Raw genomic sequence first — 19449 nt, forward strand, 5'->3', positions numbered from 1 at the left:
ACTCAATGACATGTTTTTTGCCGCAATTCCGGCAGTTGGGTTTGCTTGGTATTTAATGTGCCCGTACCTGCATTGAAGTATTGTGCTTTAGGTGGTGCGCTTGGACATGGTTCGCGTTATTTGATGATGCATTTTGGTGTACCTATCGAATGGGCAACTTTTTTTGCTGCGACGCTAGTGGGCATGGTTGGGGTGTATTGGTCACGTCGTTTTCTGGCACATCCCAAAGTGTTTACTGTGGCAGCACTGATCCCCATGGTTCCCGGAGTCTTCGCCTTTAAAGCTATGATTGCTTTAGTTGAGATTAACCACCTCGGTTTTTCACCAGAACTGCTAGAAGCGCTAATGGAGAATTTCCTCAAGGCTATGTTTATCATTGCGGGTTTAGCGGTTGGTTTAGCGGTACCTGGGCTGTTATTCTACCGCCGTAAGCCGATTATTTAAGGTAATAGAAAGATGATGATCAGTATGATTGCCGCGATGGCAGACAACCGCATTATTGGTAAAGATAACCAGATGCCTTGGCATCTTCCTGCCGACTTCGCATGGTTTAAACGCTGCACATTAGGCAAATCTGTGATTATGGGGCGCAAAACCTACCAATCGATTGGGCGACCTTTGCCGGGGCGACACAATATTGTGATCTCTCGTGATGAGAGTTTGCAGATTGATGGCGTTGATGTGGTTGCGTCAATCGATGCCGCGCTAGCGAAAGCCGGAGAAGTCGATGAGATTATGATCATCGGTGGTGGGAGTTTGTATGCCGCTTGCTTGCCGATGGCCAATAAGCTGTACATTACCGAGATTAATGCGGAACTTGATGGTGATACTCAGTTTCCTGCGTGGGGAAGTGATTGGCAGGAGTGCTATCGTGAGCATTACCCAGCAGATGAAAAAAATACCTATGCGATGGATTTTGTGATTTTTGAACGCAAATAACCAGAGATAAAATCGTCAACACCCGTATTAACGGGTGTTTTCTTTTTCAGCTTAAAGTGCGGCTTGAACGAAGTAGCGTTTATCTTCCCAGCGCAGCATGGTGAGTGTACCGCCCCAAACACAGCCAGTATCCAGTCCAATTACCTCATTGCTGTAATAGCCTTCCAGTGCAGCCCAATGGCCAAAAATCACCGTCTTTTCTAATGGAATCCGTTGCGGCAATTGAAACCAAGGTAATAAGCTACCGTCGCTAACTTCGCTAACTTCGCTAGGAGGTAGTTTACATTGCATGTCCAAACGGCCATCAGGGAAACAAAAGCGCATGCGTGTGAAAGCGTTAATGATGTAACGCAAGCGATCTATGCCTTGCAGTTCAGCATGCCACATATCGGGTTCATCACTATACATCTGTACAATCAGGCTATCCCATTGTGCGCTACGTAGCACTTGTTCTACTTCTTGCGCTGCTTGTCGCGCCGTTGAGAGATCCCATTGTGGCGAAATACCTGCATGGCAGAGCACAAACTCTTCATGTTCAGCTAGTAAAGGTTGCTGACGTAGCCAATCAAGCAATTGAGGTGCGTCTTTTGCATCTAAAATGGGTTGAGTTTGATCGCGGCGTTTGGCCGGATGAGTGCCAAGCGAGACGGCCAGTAAATGCAAATCATGGTTGCCAAGCACCACCCGTGCGGCATCGCCTAGCTGACGGGCGAAGCGTAATGTTTCCAGAGATTTAGGGCCTCTTGCGACTAAATCACCGGCAAACCAGAGAGTATCTTGGAGTGGGTCAAACTCGACTTGATCAAGCAGCAGTTGTAATTCATCAAAACAGCCTTGAATATCCCCGACGATGTAATTAGCCACGCAAACTCCGTTAATTCAGTACATGAGGAACCGCTAGGCGAAACGGTTCAATTTCTACCGAGAAAGACTCACCTTGTTCATCGACCATCAGGTACTGACCTTGCATCACTCCTACCGGCGTATCGAGCGCTGTACCACTACTGTAGGTGTATTCATCGTTGGCTTGAATGTGTGGCTGTTCTCCAACCACACCATCGCCTTCCACTACCGTCTGCTTACCATCGGCGTCGGTGATTAGCCAGCGACGACCTAATAGTTGCACAGTTTGAGTGCTGAGATTCTTAATAGTGATCAGGTAGGCAAACACAAATCGATGATATTCAGGATCGGATTGTTCCTCAATGTAGCGAGTTTGAACCTGAATTTTGATGCAGGGAAGCGAAACATCCATGAGCGACTCCTCGGCCTAGTTGGGTATAACCTAGTGGCGATAAACAAAGGACGACTTAATGTCGTCCTATTGGATTATGCATGAGCTTTTTGATGCTGGGCATCAAGCCAGTTCGCTAGTGCAACAAACTGAGCTAAGGTCAGGTTTTCTGGGCGCATGCCTGGGTTGATACCCAATGCCTCCAGCGTTTCTGGCTCAACCAAACCTTTGTAGCAGTTACGCACGGTTTTACGGCGTTGGTTAAAGCCTTCACGTACCACGCGATCTAACCACTCTAAGCTGGTCGCTGGGTGTGGGAGATCTTCATATGGCACCAGACGTACCACTGCAGAGTCCACTTTCGGTGGCGGCACAAACGCCGTTGGCGGCACTTCCAATACTGGAACCACTTTACAGTAGTATTGCGCCATCACGGTTAGGCGGCCATAAGCTTTGCTGCCAGGCCCTGCCGCTAAACGGTTGACCACCTCTTTTTGCAGCATGAAGTGCATGTCTTGAATGTCACGGTGGAATTCAAAAAGGTGAAACATCAGTGGCGTTGAAATGTTGTAAGGCAAGTTACCAAACACGCGAAGTTTGTTGTTTGGTTTAACCAGCTGTTTGAAGTCAAAACGCATGGCGTCGCCTTCGTGGATCGTCAGCTTGCTTGCTAATTCTGGATGATTACGCAAGCGTTCTGCGAGATCACGGTCAAGCTCGATGACAGTGAACTTATCCACTTCACGTCCTACCGGTTCTGTGATTGCGCCTAATCCTGGGCCGATTTCAACCAAGTTTTGCCCCGGTCTTGGATTAATCGCCGACACAATACCATCAATGATGTAAGGATCATTGAGGAAGTTTTGACCAAAGCGTTTACGTGCTTTGTGCCCTAAGTGGACATCATTTCTCATAGTGTTCTCGAAGTTATTTCGCTTTTTTATCAACTAATTCTATTGCGTAAGCCAATGCGGTCCAGAAGCTTCCTGCATCTGCTTGACCACTTCCGGCAAGATCCAGCGCGGTGCCGTGATCCACCGAAGTGCGGATAAAGGGCAGTCCCAGAGTAATATTGACTGAGCGGCCAAACCCTTTGTATTTGAGCACTGGAAGTACCTGATCGTGGTACATACCGAGTACTGCATCGGCTTGCTGCAAGTATTTTTCACTAAAAATGGTATCGGCTGGTAATGGGCCAACCAATTGCATGCCATATTGCTCACGCAAACGCTGTAAGGTAGGAGTGATGGTTTCTATCTCCTCCATTCCTAACACGCCGTCTTCACCTGCATGTGGGTTTAAGCCACATACGTAAATTTTAGGCTCAGCAATGGCAAATTTCTCGACTAAATCCTTGTGGAGAATGTGAATGATCTGTTCTAGACGTTCACTGGTTACTGCTTGTGGCACTTCTGCGAGTGGCAGATGGGTGGTGACTAAAGCCGTTCGTAGACCTTCTGTCGCAAGCATCATAACCACCAAAGAGGTATTTGACTGCTCGGCAAAAAACTCGGTATGCCCGCTGAAGGCTACTCCAGCACGGTTGATCACCCCCTTGTGCACAGGGCCGGTGACAATAGCATCAAATTCGCCATCCATACAGCCTTTTGCCGCCCTTTCCAACGTTTTTAACACATAGTGTCCATTAGCTGGATTGAGTTGGCCTGACACAACAGGTTCTGTTAGTGGGACATGTTCGACTAATAAAGTACCTGCTTGTTGTGGCTGTATAGGGTTATTGTATTGATAATCCAGTAGCTTAACTTTAATGCCAAGCTGTACTGCACGCTCTGTGAGCAAGGTTTTATCGGCACACACCACAAGCTGGTGTGGCCAATTCTGCGCTGAGAGGGCGAGGACGAGATCTGGGCCTATCCCCGCAGGTTCTCCCGCAGTAACAATAATTCGTTTACTGCTCATCCTTTTCGTCCTTCAGAACTTCCACAAAGGCACTGGCACGCAGTTCTTGCAACCAAGCACTCGCTTCTTCATTGAATTTACGGTTGAACAGAATGCGATACGCCTTGTTTTTCAATGCGGAGTCAGTGCGGTCCACTTCTCGACGATCTAAGACTTCAACGATATGCCAGCCATGTACAGTTTGAAATGGCTCACTGATTTGGCCTACGGGGAGAATTTCAATTTGATGTTTAAACTCAGGTACATACAGATCGGGAGTTTGATAGCCAAGCTCGCCTTTTTGTGCCGCAGAACCAGGGTCTTGGCTGTATTGTTGAGCCAACTCACCAAATGTCGCTTCGCCATTTTTGATCCGCTGTACAAATTCATTCAGCTGTTTTTGAGCCCCTTCATCACTGAGGATGATGGTTGGCTTGATCAGAATATGACGAGCATTCACTTCAGTCACAGCAACCGTTTCTAAGCCTTTTACATCGTCGATTTTTAGGATGTGAAAACCAACACCACTGCGGAATGGGCCAATAATACTGCCTTTGTTCTGCATTTTTATCTGATCAGCAAAGATGGTCGGCATCTCTTCTTTACGCATCCATCCCCAATCGCCACCTTGTAGCGCTTTTGGTCCTTTGGAGTAGGTATAGGCCATTTGCGCGAAATCAGCGCCATGTTTTAATTCACCCACCAATTTGTTGGCTAAGGATTCCGCTTCGCTTTTATCTTGCCCTTCTTCAACTCGGAGCTGAATATGGCTGATTTTGTACTGCACTGTTGCATCGGTTTCTTGTGCGAGCAATTCAGCTAAGGTATCGACTTCTGCGGGTAGTATGTTGATACGACGACGTACAAGAGCATTGCGAGCATCACTGGCGGCCATCTCTTTACGCACTTGTTCACGAAATTCAGGGTAGGTTAGCCCTTCTTGAGCAACTGAAGAAATCAACTGCTCTTGTGTCTGTTGATTGCTTTTGGCGATCTCTTTGATGGCATCATTGAGACGGTTATCGTCAATTTTTACCCCGATACGCTCTGCTTCCTGTTGTTGTAATGTGTCGATGATGAGCTTTTCTAACACTTGCTCACGAAGAACGGTTTCTTGTGGTAAAGGTTGATTGTTTTGTTTGGCATTCGCCTTCACGGTTTTAAGTGCGCCATCCACGTCACTTTGTAATATCACGCCACTATTGACAATCACAGCCACGCTATCGAGTTGCTGAGGTTCGGCGTGGGCGTTAAATAGAGTCAGCGCACTGATAACGCTAATTAGAGTGGGTTTCCACAATTTCATGTGCAGTCCTATCTGAAATGTTGATAGCCTGAGTCACCTCAGGCTAAGCGAATTAGTTATTTAGGAAGAATGGACGTCCGTAGCTGAGAGAATTTCCAGCGCTATCAACGCCGGTCATACTGGATCCGGCCCCGATACTCGTTCCAAAACCAATAATTCCGATGTTAAAGCTAAAATTATTCTCATAGATTGGGGTGGCGTAAGGATCGGTCACGAAGTTGCCATTCCAACTCTTAAGCTGATTACTATAGGTGAAACCGACATACCAACAATCTGAGGTATAAGTGAGGTTCGCAAGCCATTCCAAAGCTTCGTCTGTGGTCAGGTCATAGTAATACTGACCACTCGCAGACCATTTACGGCTAAGTTGATAACCCGCCAAAAGCCCTGCTTGAGAAATGCCATCTTTGGTAATGTCATCAATATTGGTAATGCTATTGCCCACCGTATTACGAATATAATCTTTCGCAACATAGCGGTAGTTAGCTTGGATATAACCACTCGTAGAGCGGTATTCCAATGTACTGTTACCTAACTGAACGCCTTGGCTATCGATGTCATATTGAATCCCACCGTGATAGAACAAATAGTCGGCAAAGTTGAAATCCATTTCGACCGCCCAAGCTGAGTAGCTGGACTTGTTATCTGGGTTTTTTACCGATGGATTCAAGTTGCCATCTAGGTAGAAAATTTGCCCAAACGCGATATTGAGTCGCTCTTTATAGCTGTTATCGAAGAAGCGTGTTGATGCACCATAGCTGATTTGGTTAGCGGATTCGATACGATCAACGCCACTGTATTTGCGGCTACGGAATAAGCCGTAATAGTCAGTTTGCAGCAAGGTAGAGTCATAAAGGCCGATATTGCTTTGATCTTTTTCGGGAACGAATAGGTACTGGATTTTTGGCTCCAGAGTTTGGGTGTAGTTATCCAGTAAAACCGTATCTCGTTCTAATACGATTCCAGCAACACTGCGAAACTCTGGGACAACCCGAGTCACGCTCTCTTCCAATTTAGCGTCGGTAGTGTTGTCCAATTCTTGCTGATAGTAAGTACCGAGTACGCGCGCTTCGGTTGTCCAGCTACCCCAAGTATTGCTGAATGGGATTTTTAGCCCTGGCTCAATATGTACGCGAGTTGCAGAAGGTTTGCCTTTGGCATCAGTCTCAAAGCGTGAAATATGGCTGATAAGGTCAAGATCCAGATACTTCATCAACTCAGGAGAGTAATAGTTATAGCTCAGTTGAGGCATCAAACGATACGGCAAGTTAGTGCTGGTGGTATCGTTAGTCAGCAATTGGAAATCACGCACTAGCAGTGATGAATCCCAGTTTTGACTACGGTAAGTGGCGCGTCCTTCTTGGATCAATTGGCCATCTTCACGGTTACCTATGCCTGAGTCTAAATCCGAGAAGTAGTTAATATCGCTGACTTTGGAGTAGTCGATTTCAAACTTCCATGCTTCTTGGTAAATGCCGTCGTGCTCATATTGAAACGCCCAGCGATTCCCTTGTTCTGTGTGCAGTTTGTCGTCTGCCAAAAACTCAGATTTAATTTGACCTGCACCAAAATCGCTTAGATAGCGGAATACACTATTAAGTTGTGTACCACGTTTTTGCATATAGTTAAACGTGGTTTCTAAGTCGTAATTGGGTGCTAAGTTCCAGTAGATAGGCACTTCAAATTCATAACCATCTCGTGAGCCGTAAGATGCGGTTGGGTAGAGAAAACCGGTTTTACGAGTGTCACCAATCGGGACGGTTAAGTAGGGGAGATAGAAAATAGGTACGTTTTGTACTTCAAGGCGTGGGTTGTAGAAGGTAGCAATTTCTTCATTTTGGTCCACATCAATGCTTGAAGCACGCATGCGCCACGCATTATCTCCTTCGGGGCATGACGTGATAGAGCCATCTTCGATTTCGTACACGGCTTTGCCAGTTTTTGAAACGTAAACTGCTTCACCGCGTCCAGGTTCACACAAGAATTGGTAGCGTGTATTTTCCAGCGTCATTTCATCGCTGTTGAGATGGTTGGTCGCTTTTGTGGATAGAGTTTTGATTTCTCCATCACTAAATTGGACATTGCCTTCAGCGACAACGACATTTTCTTGCTGATGTAAAGTGACATTATCGGCAGCGATGCGCTTTTTACCCTGCACCACAACGACATTACCTGAGTAGGTGGCTTTCTGCCCATTGATTGCCTCTAGCTTATCCGCTTCGACATTGATAGGCTGTTGGCCAGGGTTGGTAGGCTCAGGTTGGTTGACTAGACACTGCTCGCCGCTAGGCAAATTGGGGCGATTGTCATCCACACTCGCTTCTGCTTGTATCTGAGGTGCAAATAGTGCAGCGCTAATCGAGGCGGCTAAAAACGTGCGGGAAAAGCATGACATTGGGTTGTACTATCCTGTTGAACTTGATGGATTCCGAACTTAGGAGCCTGAAATATAGACGGTCCTTATCATAAAGGAAATTGACACTTCCGCCACTATCTGACCGCTTCACTCCAGAAAAATTCATAGATTGAGAGCACATAATGCATATTTTTGGCAAAATTCTAGGCGCTTTTTTTGGCTTCCTGTTTGGAGGACCTTTCGGCGCAATTTTTGGACTCTTCCTTGGTCATCAATTTGATAAAGCTCGTCGTTTAAATCAAGCCGGGTTCCAAAGCCGCACCTTTGGTGCAGGACCTAGTCAAGCAGAACGACAAGAAGAGTTCTTTAAAGCCGCTTTTTCGGTGATGGGACATGTCGCAAAAGCCAAAGGTCAAGTCACGAAAGAAGAGATTCAGCTCGCGACGATCATGATGGATCGAATGAACCTGAATGGAGAACAAAAACGCGCGGCACAAGAGGCCTTCAGAGAGGGTAAAGAAGCGGATTTTCCGCTTGAACAAGTGTTAGAGCGGGTAAAGATTGCGACAGCAGGGCGCTTCGACCTGTTGCAGTTTTTCCTTGAGTTACAAATCTCTTCTGCCTTTGCTGATGGCGATGTGCATCCAAGTGAGCGTAATGTCTTGCACCGAATTGCGCGCGGTTTAGGTTTCTCTTCTGAACAGCTTGAGCGGCGTTTACGCATGCAAGAAGCAGCGTTTCGATTTCAACAAGGCGGCGGATTCGGTGGTTCGCAGCAGCAATCCAATGGTGGACAGCAATGGCAGCAACCTTCATCTCGTAACCAGCTTGCTGATGCGTATGAAGTGCTTGGGGTTAGCGAAAGTGCCAGTTCACAAGAGATTAAACGTGCTTATCGTAAGCTGATGAATGAGCATCACCCGGATAAGTTGATGGCTAAAGGTTTGCCGCCAGAAATGATGAATGTAGCGAAAGAAAAAGCACAGCAGATTCAACATGCGTATGAGCTGATTAGAAAAGAGAAAGGCATTAAGTAATGTAAAAAATGCTACTAAGGCAGACTGCTAAGTTTGCCTTTATTTTTGCCAATTAGAGCTGGTTTGGTGAGAGTGGGGTAAATGCTAATGCAGGATGAGCAGATAAAATAAAACCCAGTCAAAGACTGGGTTTCTAAAAGTGGCTCCTCCTGCTGGACTTGAACCAGCGACCTGCGGATTAACAGTCCGTCGCTCTACCGACTGAGCTAAGGAGGAATTATTCTTTTTTAATTTAATGGTGCCGACTACCGGAATCGAACTGGTGACCTACTGATTACAAGTCAGTTGCTCTACCTACTGAGCTAAGTCGGCACATTTATTATTGTTCGTGCAGAGCACCAACAATCAAAATTATGGTGCCCGGAGGCGGAATCGAACCACCGACACGAGGATTTTCAATCCTCTGCTCTACCGACTGAGCTATCCGGGCAACGAGGTGTATTAAAAGGTTTTTCGCGGTAGTCGTCAACATGAAAATCTAAAAAAAATGTCGTTTGTTGTTTTTCTATACTTAATGGCCTGTTTTTATCCATTTCGTTTGCCAAAACATCGTTAAATCGGCAACAAAACCCGCTTACGGGATGGAGTGATGAGTTTTAGAAAATAGAGAAAATAAAAAAAGCACGTAAAAATACGTGCTTGATAAACATTTTTAGCGAATAGCAACTTATATCCCGCCTGTTAAGTTACCTTGATGTCTGTAACTTAAGTTGAATGGCAGTTTACGAGTTAGTTAACGAGTGACAGAAAAGTGTGCAGCCCACTGTTCTAACTCGCGAGCGAGCTTAGTGAGGGTTTGTGTGCTGTTGTGACTTTCTGTCACCACTCTGCTCAACTCTGTACCACTTTCTTCAATCATATTGATGCGACGAGAAATATCATCGCTCACTTGGGTTTGTTCCGCTGCGGCAGTCGCAATTTGATGGCTCATTGAGGATACGCTTTCCAGTGCGCCAACAATCAATGCTAATGAAGAGGCTGCGTTTTCTGATTCTTGAACACTGCTGCGGCTGGTTTGTCCGCATACTTGGATGGTTTGAATCGCATTACGCGAGCCTTCTTGCAGATTGTGGATCATCTGCTGGATCTCTTTAGTGCTAGTTTGAGTTCGACCCGCTAAGTTACGGACCTCATCGGCTACCACCGCAAAACCACGGCCTTGTTCTCCTGCACGAGCGGCTTCTATCGCGGCATTCAGTGCCAGTAAATTAGTTTGTTCAGCAATATCGCCAATCACATCCAGCACTTTGGCGATGTTATTCACATCCTGATCAAGATCGGCTACCGCAGTGCTGGCCGTTTGTAGTTGTGTCGCTAAGCCTTGAATGTTGATGACAGTATTGTGGATCAGTTTCTGAGTATGCTTACTTTGCTGATCGGCTTGATCGGTATTGGATGCCGTATCGCGAGCGGAATCTGCCACTTGAGTTGCGGAAGACGCCATTTCCGTCATTGCGGTCGCAATCATAGCGGTGGATTGCTGCTGGTTATCTGTCAATTCGGCAATGCTTTTGGCGCGAGTTCCAGCTCCTGCCAACTCTGCCCGAAGCGCAACCATAGAGTGTTCAAGCTTTGTCACTAAATCCGCGAGCGAACTACTCATCTGCTGTACAGCCCCATATATACTCTCTTTAGGGGCTTTAACCGTAAACTCACTGCGAATGCGGCCTTGCGCGACGGCCTGTACTGCGCTGCGCACGTCATTCGGTTCACCGCCAATAATCAGTAGCATTTTACGAATCGCTAGCAAGAGGAGTGACAAAATAGCCACAGCAATCACCACGCATAAGCTTAATTGCCATTGAGCGGTAGACCAAAAACGCGCATTCACTTCGTTAAAGCCGATCCCAGTGCCGACAACCCAGCCCCAATGAGGCGTTTTGCGAGCAATCGAGAGTTTTTCTTCAATCGAGCCATCGGCTTGTTTCTGAGTCCACGTGTATTCAACCATCTTGCCGGATTGATTACGTAGAACATCCTGAATTAAACGACCGACACTATTACCTTTACCATCTTTAAAATCATGGAAGCTCGTATCATGCAACTGTGGATCGAGGGGAGTGGCGACGAAAGTCATATTTTCATCCGCCACATAAACGTATTCATTATCTTTGTAGAGATTGTTGCGCATTAAGCGAGTGGCGAGCGCTTTTGCTTCTGGCTCAGACATTTTGCCTTCTTGAGCCAGCTTCTCAACCTCAGTCAAGATGCTATAGGCACTGTTAAACAGTTCCGTTACGCGTGCTTTGTTGTCTAGGTTGCTTGCCACACGCAGAGTCCACAGCCCGGTTGCGGTAAGCGCGAGTAGGGCAGCGAGAATGATGGCAGACAATAAATAAGCTTGTGTTTTCAATTTCATAGTTTGACCCCTATGGGGAAGGTGTAAACAGATTAAATTTTTGTGACATTTTAATGTCGACGAGATAGTAATAAGTCAGCTTATTTATTGATACGAAGTAAGTGTGAAAGTATGAGTTGGATTAAATTTTTGCCTCGAAATAAAAAAGGAACACTGATACCGAGGAGAAAACTGAGTTGGGTAGTTAGAAGTCTTAGGGGGAATAAAATAGAAAATGCAGATAAAGAAAAACCCAGTCAAAGACTGGGTTTTCAAAAGTGGCTCCTCCTGCTGGGCTCGAACCAGCGACCTGCGGATTAACAGTCCGTCGCTCTACCGACTGAGCTAAGGAGGAACAATCTTTAAATAGTGGTGCCTCGAGGCGGAATCGAACCACCGACACGAGGATTTTCAATCCTCTGCTCTACCGACTGAGCTATCGAGGCAAATTTTAAGTGGTGCCGGCTGCCGGAGTCGAACTGGCGACCTACTGATTACAAGTCAGTTGCTCTACCTACTGAGCTAAGCCGGCACACGTAACCTTTGCTGTTTGTGTCTTACACCAACAATCTAAAATTCGTGGTGCCCGGAGGCGGAATCGAACCACCGACACGAGGATTTTCAATCCTCTGCTCTACCGACTGAGCTATCCGGGCAACGGAGCGCTATTAAACGGATTTTCCCTTTCCCCGTCAACCTGTTTTTTAAAAAAATTCGAAAAATCAGTTTGATTGCCGTTATTTTCAGCAAAGTGCGGTTTTTTTGTTATCCAGCGTTAAATTCTTTCTTAAATTTGGTCACTTTTTCCAGATAACGACGCGCTTCCGCATTCGGATGCTTTTTGGTTAATGCCCAATAGACTTGGTTGGGTTGCAGGGCATTGAGATCACGCATGGCGCGTTGGCGATCACGACTAAAGGTATTCAATACGCCACCTGTTCCGCCGTTGTAGGCTGAAATCATGCTGTATTCGAGTGAAGTAGGGTGACGAACTTCTTTCAAATAGCGATTTTTCAAGATGTAAAAATAGGCGGTACCCGTATCAATGTTGTTTTCTGGATTAAACAGATACTCAGGACTCGGTTCGCCAGAGCGGTTTTTGACCAGCTTAAACACATCACGCCCTGCGGTTTTGGGTACTACTTGCATCAAACCATACGCGTTGGCCCAACTCACCGCATAGGGGTTGAAACTGCTTTCGGTTTTGATGATCGCGTAGATCAGATCTTCCGGGATGTCGTATTTGCGAGAGGCTTTACGCACGATATTGGCGTATTTGTAGCCGCGGATGTCGATTTGATCTTTGACCATCGGGATTTCGACATAATAGGCTTTCTTGAAATCGACCTGCTTAACTTTCAAATGGTTAGCGATGAGATAGTCTGCGTAGCGGTTAGCGCGCCATGACCATTGGATTGGCTGTCCATCCTGATCAAGTACCTGTTGATACAAAAAGGGTTGGCCTTTGAGTTCGATATCTTTCGAGGAGAAAAGATCGACATGAGCGGGATCATCTGGGGTTAGCAAAGTCGTAATGATGGCATTACGCAAATGAGCTTTGGGATCGGTTGGAGAAACTGTTTCGACTATGATCCGGCCTTCGCTGAAGTTGACTTCAGAACGGCTTAGGTAGTTATCTATGTATTTGACGTAGTTATTTTTGCCAGCGATTTTCAGTTCACGGCGTCCCCAACGTTTTTCGATATTGCCAGAAAAACTGTTGATCAATGCATCTAAAGCAGCGGTGTCTTTCTCAAACTGTCCGGGTAATCCGGCTAGATTTTTGGCGAAACGGTTAGTGGGTTCGTAGTCGACATCGTAAATTTTCTCGACAAATTCACGACTACAGCCGCTCAATAGTAGAGCGGTGATACATAACACTAACTTTCTCATGCGCCTCCTTAAAGCGAAACTTTCGCTGCTCCTGATACGAAAATGACATCATAACCGAGCGGCATGATGTCATTTTTTGCGAGCAGATGAAATCCGAAATTTCCTACTTTGCAGGCGGTGTATAACCTTCGATATGGACTTCTTTCCCTTCAAAAAGGAAATTAACCATCTCTTGTTCAAGCAATTTGCGGTGTTCAGGGTCCATCATGTTGAGTTTTTTCTCATTGATCAGCATGGTCTGTTTGCTTTGCCATTGTGCCCAAGCTTCTTTGCAGATGTTATCGAAAATGCGTTTGCCCAGTTCGCCGGGATAGAGTTGGAAATCCAAGCCATCGGCTTCTTTCTGCAATCGGGTACAAAATACGGTGCGAGCCATTCACTCTTCCTCTTTAAATGTTGCTATCAATGTCGAAAGGTAAGCTGTGCAACAGTTGTTTCACTGGTGCCGCAAGACCAATCTCATCGGGTTGGCTTAAGTTATACCAAAGACCTTTGCTCCCTTCCATGACGATGTCCGGTTTGCGGCTTAATTGCAGCAAGATCGGCGTGATATCCAGATGGTAGTGGCTAAAGGTGTGGCGAAATGCGATCAGGGTTTTCTGCGATTTTATTGCGCTATCGCCTATAGTGCGCTGATCTATGGTGGTTTGAATATTGGCGATCTCTGATTGGGGAAAACAGTACAAACCGCCCCAAATCCCGGTTTGTGGACGCTGTTCAAGCCAGACGGCATCGTCGTGATAGAGCATGACAAACCAAGTGGCTTTCACTGGCTTGTCTGTTTTTGGTTTTTTACCCGGATAATCCTGAGGATTGCCTTGCTGTTTGGCAAGGCAGAAAGATTCAACCGGGCACAGGCTGCATTTGGGCTTACTGCGAGTGCAGATCATTGCGCCCATATCCATCATAGCTTGGTTGTATTTATCAACATCCAAACTTGGCGTGTGCATTTCTGCATAATGCCAAAGCTGGTTCTCGACACTTTTTTGTCCCGGCCAGCCTTCAACGGCAAAGCACCGCGCCAAAGTGCGTTTTACATTACCATCCAAAATGGCGTGTGGTTTTTTATATACGGAAGAGAGCACGGCCGCCGCGGTTGAACGGCCGACACCGGGTAGCGCATTCATCCGCTCTAAATCAGTCGGAAACTCGCCGCCATATTCATTCACTACGGTTTGCGCCGCTTTATGCAGATTGCGCGCTCGCGCGTAGTAGCCAAGACCAGTCCAGAAATGCAGCACTTCATCTTGCGGTGCTGCCGCGAGGGCTTGTACGGTCGGGAAGCGCTCTAAAAAACGTTCAAAATAGGGGATCACGGTCGCGACTTGGGTCTGCTGTAACATGATTTCCGATAACCAAACGCGATACGCATTTTTATTTTGTTGCCACGGCAGGTTTTTGCGGCCGTAGGCGTCATACCAAGTAAGGATGGCCTGTGCAAAAGGAGTCACGACTTGCTCATTATTATTGTCTAAACTAGTGGAGCAAAATTGCACCACAGATTGGTGGTGAAGTAAAACCGACAAACATTGGGGATATTCTCTTCCTTCCTATTTGAAGCTGCTGCGTTGTTGGCGGCAACGGCAAAGAGTTTGAGGGCAGGATGGTGAACGGTCAGTAATAACACTTGCACCGTTGACGATTCTTTGGATAATTCCCGCTCTGATTTTAGCAATGTGCAGGCAATAGAAATGAGCGAAGTAATCACCCAGGAATTTACCGAAGATGGCAAAGTGCTGCGTCGTATTCGTAGCTTTGTTCGTCGTGAAGGTCGTTTGACCAAAGGCCAGGAAGCCGCAATGAAAGAGTGCTGGCCAACCATGGGGATTGATTACCAGCCAGAGCTGTTGGATTGGCAACAGGTGTTTGGTAACGACAATCCGGTTGTGCTAGAGATTGGTTTTGGCATGGGCGCGTCCTTGGTCGAAATGGCGAAAAACGCACCTGAGAAAAACTTCCTCGGTATTGAAGTGCATAGCCCAGGTGTCGGTGCTTGTTTGGCTTCGGCGCGTGAAGCGGGTGTGACTAACTTGCGTGTGATGTGCCATGACGCGGTGGAAGTGTTTGCGCACATGATCCCAGACAACAGCCTGCACACTTTGCAATTATTCTTCCCAGACCCATGGCACAAGAAACGCCACCACAAGCGCCGTATCGTGCAGCTTGAATTTGCTGAAATGGTACGCCAGAAGCTGATCATCGGCAGCGGTGTATTCCATATGGCAACTGACTGGGAAAACTATGCAGAACACATGGTTGAAGTGATGAATCAAGCACCCGGTTTTGCTAACTTGGCAACCGATGGCGATTACGTTCCGCGCCTGATGAGCGCCCACTGACCAAGTTTGAGCAGCGTGGTCACCGTTTAGGCCACGGAGTGTGGGACATCAAGTACCAGCGCACTGCGTAAAGAGAGAATTTTGCTTAAGCCAACATTTGATGTTGGCTTTTTTGACCCTAATCCTCAAGCTATTGAAAAGCTGAAGTAGCTTGAGACAAACTAATAATAAAGAGTCAACCATGAAGCCAACAGCAGACATTTTAGCCAGCATTCTTGACGAAGTTCGCCCACTCACCGGGCAAGGTCAAGTTGCCGATTACATCCCCGCACTAGCGAAAGTACCGAGTGATAAATTGGGTATTGCTGTGTTTACCAACCAAGGGGAAGTCATCACGGCAGGCGATGCGGAAGAAGGATTTTCGATTCAGTCGATCTCCAAAGTGCTGAGTCTGACTTTGGCTATGGGCTTGTATCAACCGGATGAACTATGGAGTCGCGTGGGTAAAGAGCCTTCCGGCCAAGCATTCAACTCGTTAATTCAGCTTGAAATGGAGCAAGGGATTCCGCGTAATCCGTTTATCAATGCTGGCGCGATTGCCGTGTGCGATATGCTGCACAGTCGCCTCTCTGCACCTCGTCAGCGTTTGTTGGAGTTTGTACGCCAGCTCAGCGGCGAGCCGCAAATTGCTTATGACAAAGTCGTGGCTGCTTCGGAGATGATGCACAGTGATCGCAACGCTGCGATTGCGTATTTGATGCGTTCCTTTGGCAATTTCCACAATGAGGTTATTCCTGTACTGCACAACTATTTTCACGCCTGCGCATTGAAAATGAACTGTGTTGAGCTGGCCAAAACCTTCAGCTATCTGGCCAATAAAGGTGTCTCTGTGGTGACGGGGGAAACGGTAATCACGCCAACCCAAAGCAAACAAACTAACGCTTTGCTGGCGACTTGCGGCTTGTATGATGGGGCAGGAGAGTTTGCCTATCGAGTCGGTATGCCGGGAAAATCAGGTGTTGGTGGTGGCATTATTGCTGTGGTGCCGGGAGAGATGACGATTGCAGTGTGGTCCCCCGCGTTGGATCAATCGGGTAACTCGCTCGCGGGTACTCGCGCGTTAGAGCTTTTAGCGCAGCGTATTGGCCGTTCGATTTTTTAACGCCGATGATTTAATTTCGATTTTTTAAGCACACGGGGCAGGGAAGCCAATGGCAGAAAGTAACGAGCAACAGATCCATCAACATTTGTTGGCGCAGTTTGCCGACTTCCCTCATCTGTGTCAGGTTCTAGCTCACAACGGCCCGCGTAGCCTTGCCCCTCAAACGCCAGATCGTTTTTTGCCTTATCTCTGCCGAGCAGTGGCTGGGCAACAGTTATCGGTGACAGCCGCGAAAACCATTTGGGGACGAGTGGATGAGCTCTGCCAACAACACGGCTCCTTATCAACACTGTTAGTTGAAGAGCAGTATGCTGCGCTGCATGCCTGTGGTTTATCCAATGCCAAAGTCAAAACCCTGATTGGGATTAATCGTGCACTGCTCGATGGCACTCTTTCGGAAGCGATCTTTCAACGCCACGAAGCAGATTTTATTACTCAACAGTTAGTTCAATTGTGGGGTGTTGGTCAGTGGACAGCAGAGATGGCACTGATATTTTTCTTCGCATTACCTGATGTATGGTCGGAAGGCGATGCCGCTTTGACGCGAGGTTTAAATGGGTTGGCGCAAAAAGAAGGCGTTACACCTGAGGAGATCCTCACGGCAGCAACGCCATATCGTACTTATCTTGCTCTGCACATTTGGCAGATGTTAGACGCCGATCTTCTCTCTCAATAAATCACTCTTCATCATCGGCCATAAAGGCTTCGAGCAGATCATTGAGGAACAGTTTGCCCTTCTCAGTAATTTGCCAATGCTGATCATCTTCACTGAGATAGCCTTCACTGAGCGCCCAATCTAAGGTTGGACGGATCACTTCAATCGCCAGTCCCGTGGTGGCGGTAAAATCGGCTTTCGGGCACGGTTCAATCAAGCGGAAGCGGTTCATAAAGAACTCAAACGGCTTGTCTTGATCGGCAACCAACTGCTCGCTATCCAAGTAGGCTTTGGCCAGATTGTTTAGCGCAGCCAAGTAGCCGCGCGGATGCTTGGTTTTGGTGGTGCGGACAATGCGTCCATCAGCAAAACTCAGTTTTCCGTGCGCGCCGCAGCCAATCCCGAGGTAATCACCAAAGCGCCAATAGTTGAGGTTGTGCTGACACTGATAGCCCGGTTTGCTATAGCCGGAGATCTCATACTGCACATATCCTGCATCACTGAGCTTTTTATGTCCTAGCTCGAAAATATCCCATAGCGCATCTTCATCAGGCAGTTTGGGCGGTTTCGAGTAAAACAGCGTGTTGGGTTCAATCGTCAGTTGATACCAAGACAGATGCGGCGGATTCAGCGCAATCGCCTGATCCAAATCGGCCAGTGCTTGCTCTGGAGTTTGATCCGGTAAGCCGTGCATCAAATCCAAATTAAAGCTGTTGAGGCCAATTTGATGCGCCAACTGTGCGGCGCGAACTGCTTCTTGTTGGCCGTGAATGCGCCCTAAACGCGCTAATTTTTCTGGCTCAAAACTCTGCACACCAATCGAAATACGCGTGACTCCCGCGGTGCGATAGCCAGCAAAACGCTGCGCTTCAATCGTGCCGGGGTTGGCTTCCATGGTGATCTCAATGTCTGGCTTAAACGCAATACGCTCGGCAACGCCTTGCAGCAAACGCGCGATGCCTTCAGCAGAGATAAGGCTCGGTGTGCCGCCGCCAATAAATATCGAATGCAGCAGGCGAGGATCGCCCTTGAGCTGGTAACGTTCGATGTCGCGATCCAGATCTTCCAGCAGCGCATCCAAATACTCTTGCTCAGGAATATCGCCTTTCTGCGCGTGCGAGTTGAAATCGCAGTACGGGCATTTCTGCACGCACCACGGAATATGAATGTATAAGCTAAGCGGCGGGGGGCGTTAGCATGTGCGCTGCTCTTCAATCGCTTTGAACAGTTTTTGTAGGGCTTTACCGCGATGTGAAAGCTGTTTTTTGCGTACCGGTTCTAGCTCAGCAGAAGCGCAGTTTTCTTCCGGAACCCAGAAAATAGGATCGTAACCAAAGCCATTGCTGCCGTGTGGTGCGGTGAGGATTTTGCCTTCCCACTTGCCGTGGCAAACAATAGGCGTTGGGTCATCCGCGTGGCGCATCAACACCAGTACACAATGAAAACGCGCGCTGCGCTGTTCGTTTGGTACATCTTGCATCGCAGCCAGCAGTTTGTTCAGGTTGTCACTGTCGCTCGCATGCTCGCCCGCATAGCGAGCAGAATAGATACCTGGTGCTCCGTTTAGGTAATCCACTTCCAAACCGGAATCATCGGCAATCGCGGGTAAGCCGGTAATTTGCGCGGCATGACGTGCCTTGATGATCGCATTTTCAATAAAAGTGGTGCCTGTTTCTGCCACATCAGGGACGTTGAATTCGCTTTGCGCGACTACATCAAACCCAAAATCGGCCAATAGGTCTGCCATTTCACGCACTTTGCCTTGATTGCCCGTGGCTAAAACGATCTTTTTCATGCTGTTCTCTGTTGTAAATATGGGGGAAACCGACTGCTGTGCAGTGAATTTCCCCTGTTTTCTATAAAATTACTGTTCTGTATAAAACTTCTGGCTGAAGGTCAGTTTTCCTGCCCCTTTTAGGCCAGCATCGATATCAATATCAAAGGTCAGCATCTCTTCGTTGCTGATCGGCACTTCTGCCAAGTAGTAAATCGCGTTCCCTTCTTTGACTTGCTTAAAGGTCAGTTCACGCAAGTTACCAATCAGGTTTTTGGCATGCCCTTTGAGCTTGGCTTCGGTCGCGGGTTTACCCAATGAAGCGCGATCTAACACACTGATATTGAGGATCGCGGTATAACCGTTGCGCGTCAGCTGATAACTACTAGCGACCTTCGGGGTTAGAAACGTTGAGTTGAACGCTGAATAGTGCACTTCAATATCTTTGATGGTTTTCTGCTGCTCAGCGGCGGCAGGCAAAACCACTAAAGAGAGTAATAGCGACATAATCCATTTACGCATAACCGATTCTCCTTGTGAAAAAACTCCCTCGTTAGAGGGAGTATATCGTCTTCTT

17 protein-coding genes, 7 tRNA genes and 2 pseudogenes are annotated in these 19449 nt (G+C 47.3%); 6 read left to right on the plus strand and 20 right to left on the minus strand.

Annotated elements, in window-relative coordinates; translation table 11 throughout:
- Both D908_RS03555 and folA read left to right on the plus strand, forming a co-directional pair.
- Positions 1–444 (plus strand): annotated as a pseudogene (locus D908_RS03555) (threonine/serine exporter family protein); the annotation flags it as partial.
- Between the two features lie 12 nt (positions 445–456).
- A complete protein-coding gene (gene folA / locus D908_RS03550) occupies positions 457–939 on the plus strand; it encodes a type 3 dihydrofolate reductase (RefSeq protein ID WP_005526727.1) in 483 nt (160 codons plus the stop codon).
- Positions 940–990: 51 nt separating this feature from the next.
- Here folA and apaH read toward each other — a convergent pair whose 3' ends face one another.
- The 6 genes from apaH to lptD all read right to left on the minus strand — a co-directional run bounded on the left by apaH (position 991) and on the right by lptD (position 7773).
- Complete coding sequence (apaH, locus tag D908_RS03545) at positions 991–1803, minus strand: bis(5'-nucleosyl)-tetraphosphatase (symmetrical) ApaH (protein WP_005526729.1); 813 nt, start codon at positions 1801–1803, stop codon at positions 991–993.
- A gap of 10 nt (positions 1804–1813) precedes the next feature.
- Entirely contained in the window at positions 1814–2194 is a 381-nt protein-coding gene (gene apaG, locus D908_RS03540) for a Co2+/Mg2+ efflux protein ApaG (RefSeq protein WP_000383333.1), read from the minus strand.
- Positions 2195–2268: 74 nt separating this feature from the next.
- Positions 2269–3087 (minus strand): 16S rRNA (adenine(1518)-N(6)/adenine(1519)-N(6))-dimethyltransferase RsmA, encoded by an 819-nt coding sequence (rsmA, locus tag D908_RS03535; RefSeq protein WP_001243264.1) that lies wholly within the window; start codon positions 3085–3087, stop codon positions 2269–2271.
- Between the two features lie 13 nt (positions 3088–3100).
- Positions 3101–4093, minus strand: a complete 993-nt coding sequence (gene pdxA, locus D908_RS03530) for a 4-hydroxythreonine-4-phosphate dehydrogenase PdxA (protein ID WP_005526731.1) — start codon at positions 4091–4093, stop codon at positions 3101–3103.
- On the minus strand, positions 4083–5378 hold the full coding sequence (gene surA / locus D908_RS03525) for a peptidylprolyl isomerase SurA (RefSeq protein WP_005526732.1): 1296 nt from the start codon (positions 5376–5378) through the stop codon (positions 4083–4085). Before surA ends, pdxA begins: the two co-directional genes overlap by 11 nt.
- Before the next feature lie 52 nt (positions 5379–5430).
- Positions 5431–7773, minus strand: a complete 2343-nt coding sequence (gene lptD / locus D908_RS03520; RefSeq protein ID WP_005526734.1) for an LPS assembly protein LptD — start codon at positions 7771–7773, stop codon at positions 5431–5433.
- 143 nt (positions 7774–7916) lie between these two features.
- On the opposite strand from lptD, the gene djlA reads away from it, so the two are divergent.
- Positions 7917–8771: a co-chaperone DjlA gene (djlA, locus tag D908_RS03515; protein ID WP_000546926.1), complete on the plus strand. Its 855-nt coding sequence runs from the start codon at positions 7917–7919 to the stop codon at positions 8769–8771.
- A gap of 140 nt (positions 8772–8911) precedes the next feature.
- Here djlA and D908_RS03510 read toward each other — a convergent pair.
- The 11 genes from D908_RS03510 to mutY form a co-directional block, all read right to left on the minus strand.
- Positions 8912–8987, minus strand: a tRNA-Asn gene (locus D908_RS03510).
- Positions 8988–9007: 20 nt separating this feature from the next.
- Positions 9008–9083: transfer RNA gene (locus D908_RS03505), tRNA-Thr, on the minus strand.
- 42 nt (positions 9084–9125) lie between these two features.
- Positions 9126–9201: transfer RNA gene (locus D908_RS03500), tRNA-Phe, on the minus strand.
- Positions 9202–9504: 303 nt separating this feature from the next.
- Entirely contained in the window at positions 9505–11130 is a 1626-nt protein-coding gene (locus tag D908_RS03495; RefSeq protein WP_005526737.1) for a methyl-accepting chemotaxis protein, read from the minus strand.
- 258 nt (positions 11131–11388) lie between these two features.
- A tRNA-Asn gene (locus D908_RS03490) sits at positions 11389–11464 on the minus strand.
- A 15-nt stretch (positions 11465–11479) separates the two neighbouring features.
- Positions 11480–11555: transfer RNA gene (locus D908_RS03485), tRNA-Phe, on the minus strand.
- Between the two features lie 10 nt (positions 11556–11565).
- A tRNA-Thr gene (locus D908_RS03480) sits at positions 11566–11641 on the minus strand.
- 48 nt (positions 11642–11689) lie between these two features.
- Positions 11690–11765 (minus strand) — tRNA-Phe (locus D908_RS03475).
- 109 nt (positions 11766–11874) lie between these two features.
- Positions 11875–13002, minus strand: coding sequence for a membrane-bound lytic murein transglycosylase MltC (mltC, locus tag D908_RS03470; RefSeq protein ID WP_005526738.1), 1128 nt, complete (start codon positions 13000–13002; stop codon positions 11875–11877).
- Between the two features lie 103 nt (positions 13003–13105).
- Positions 13106–13378 (minus strand): oxidative damage protection protein, encoded by a 273-nt coding sequence (locus tag D908_RS03465; RefSeq protein WP_000124737.1) that lies wholly within the window; start codon positions 13376–13378, stop codon positions 13106–13108.
- 13 nt (positions 13379–13391) lie between these two features.
- Entirely contained in the window at positions 13392–14453 is a 1062-nt protein-coding gene (gene mutY / locus D908_RS03460; RefSeq protein WP_005526740.1) for an A/G-specific adenine glycosylase, read from the minus strand.
- A gap of 240 nt (positions 14454–14693) precedes the next feature.
- Between mutY and trmB the strand changes: the two are divergent.
- From trmB to D908_RS03445, 3 genes and pseudogenes are all read left to right on the plus strand, one after another.
- Positions 14694–15412, plus strand: a pseudogene (trmB, locus tag D908_RS03455) (tRNA (guanosine(46)-N7)-methyltransferase TrmB).
- Positions 15413–15522: 110 nt separating this feature from the next.
- A complete protein-coding gene (gene glsB, locus D908_RS03450) occupies positions 15523–16443 on the plus strand; it encodes a glutaminase B (RefSeq protein WP_005526744.1) in 921 nt (306 codons plus the stop codon).
- Positions 16444–16492: 49 nt separating this feature from the next.
- On the plus strand, positions 16493–17119 hold the full coding sequence (locus tag D908_RS03445) for a DNA-3-methyladenine glycosylase family protein (RefSeq protein WP_005526746.1): 627 nt from the start codon (positions 16493–16495) through the stop codon (positions 17117–17119).
- Position 17120: 1 nt separating this feature from the next.
- On the opposite strand, the gene hemW is transcribed toward D908_RS03445, so the two are convergent.
- The 3 genes from hemW to D908_RS03430 all read right to left on the minus strand — a co-directional run bounded on the left by hemW (position 17121) and on the right by D908_RS03430 (position 19394).
- Positions 17121–18248, minus strand: a complete 1128-nt coding sequence (hemW, locus tag D908_RS03440) for a radical SAM family heme chaperone HemW (RefSeq protein ID WP_005526748.1) — start codon at positions 18246–18248, stop codon at positions 17121–17123.
- A gap of 42 nt (positions 18249–18290) precedes the next feature.
- Positions 18291–18893: an XTP/dITP diphosphatase gene (locus tag D908_RS03435; protein ID WP_005526750.1), complete on the minus strand. Its 603-nt coding sequence runs from the start codon at positions 18891–18893 to the stop codon at positions 18291–18293.
- 69 nt (positions 18894–18962) lie between these two features.
- Entirely contained in the window at positions 18963–19394 is a 432-nt protein-coding gene (locus D908_RS03430) for a DUF4426 domain-containing protein (protein WP_005526752.1), read from the minus strand.
- Positions 19395–19449 lie beyond the last annotated feature (55 nt).

Origin of the sequence: Vibrio mimicus CAIM 602 (assembly GCF_000338875.1) — a bacterium.
In the GTDB taxonomy this organism is placed as follows: Bacteria; Pseudomonadota; Gammaproteobacteria; order Enterobacterales; family Vibrionaceae; genus Vibrio; species Vibrio mimicus.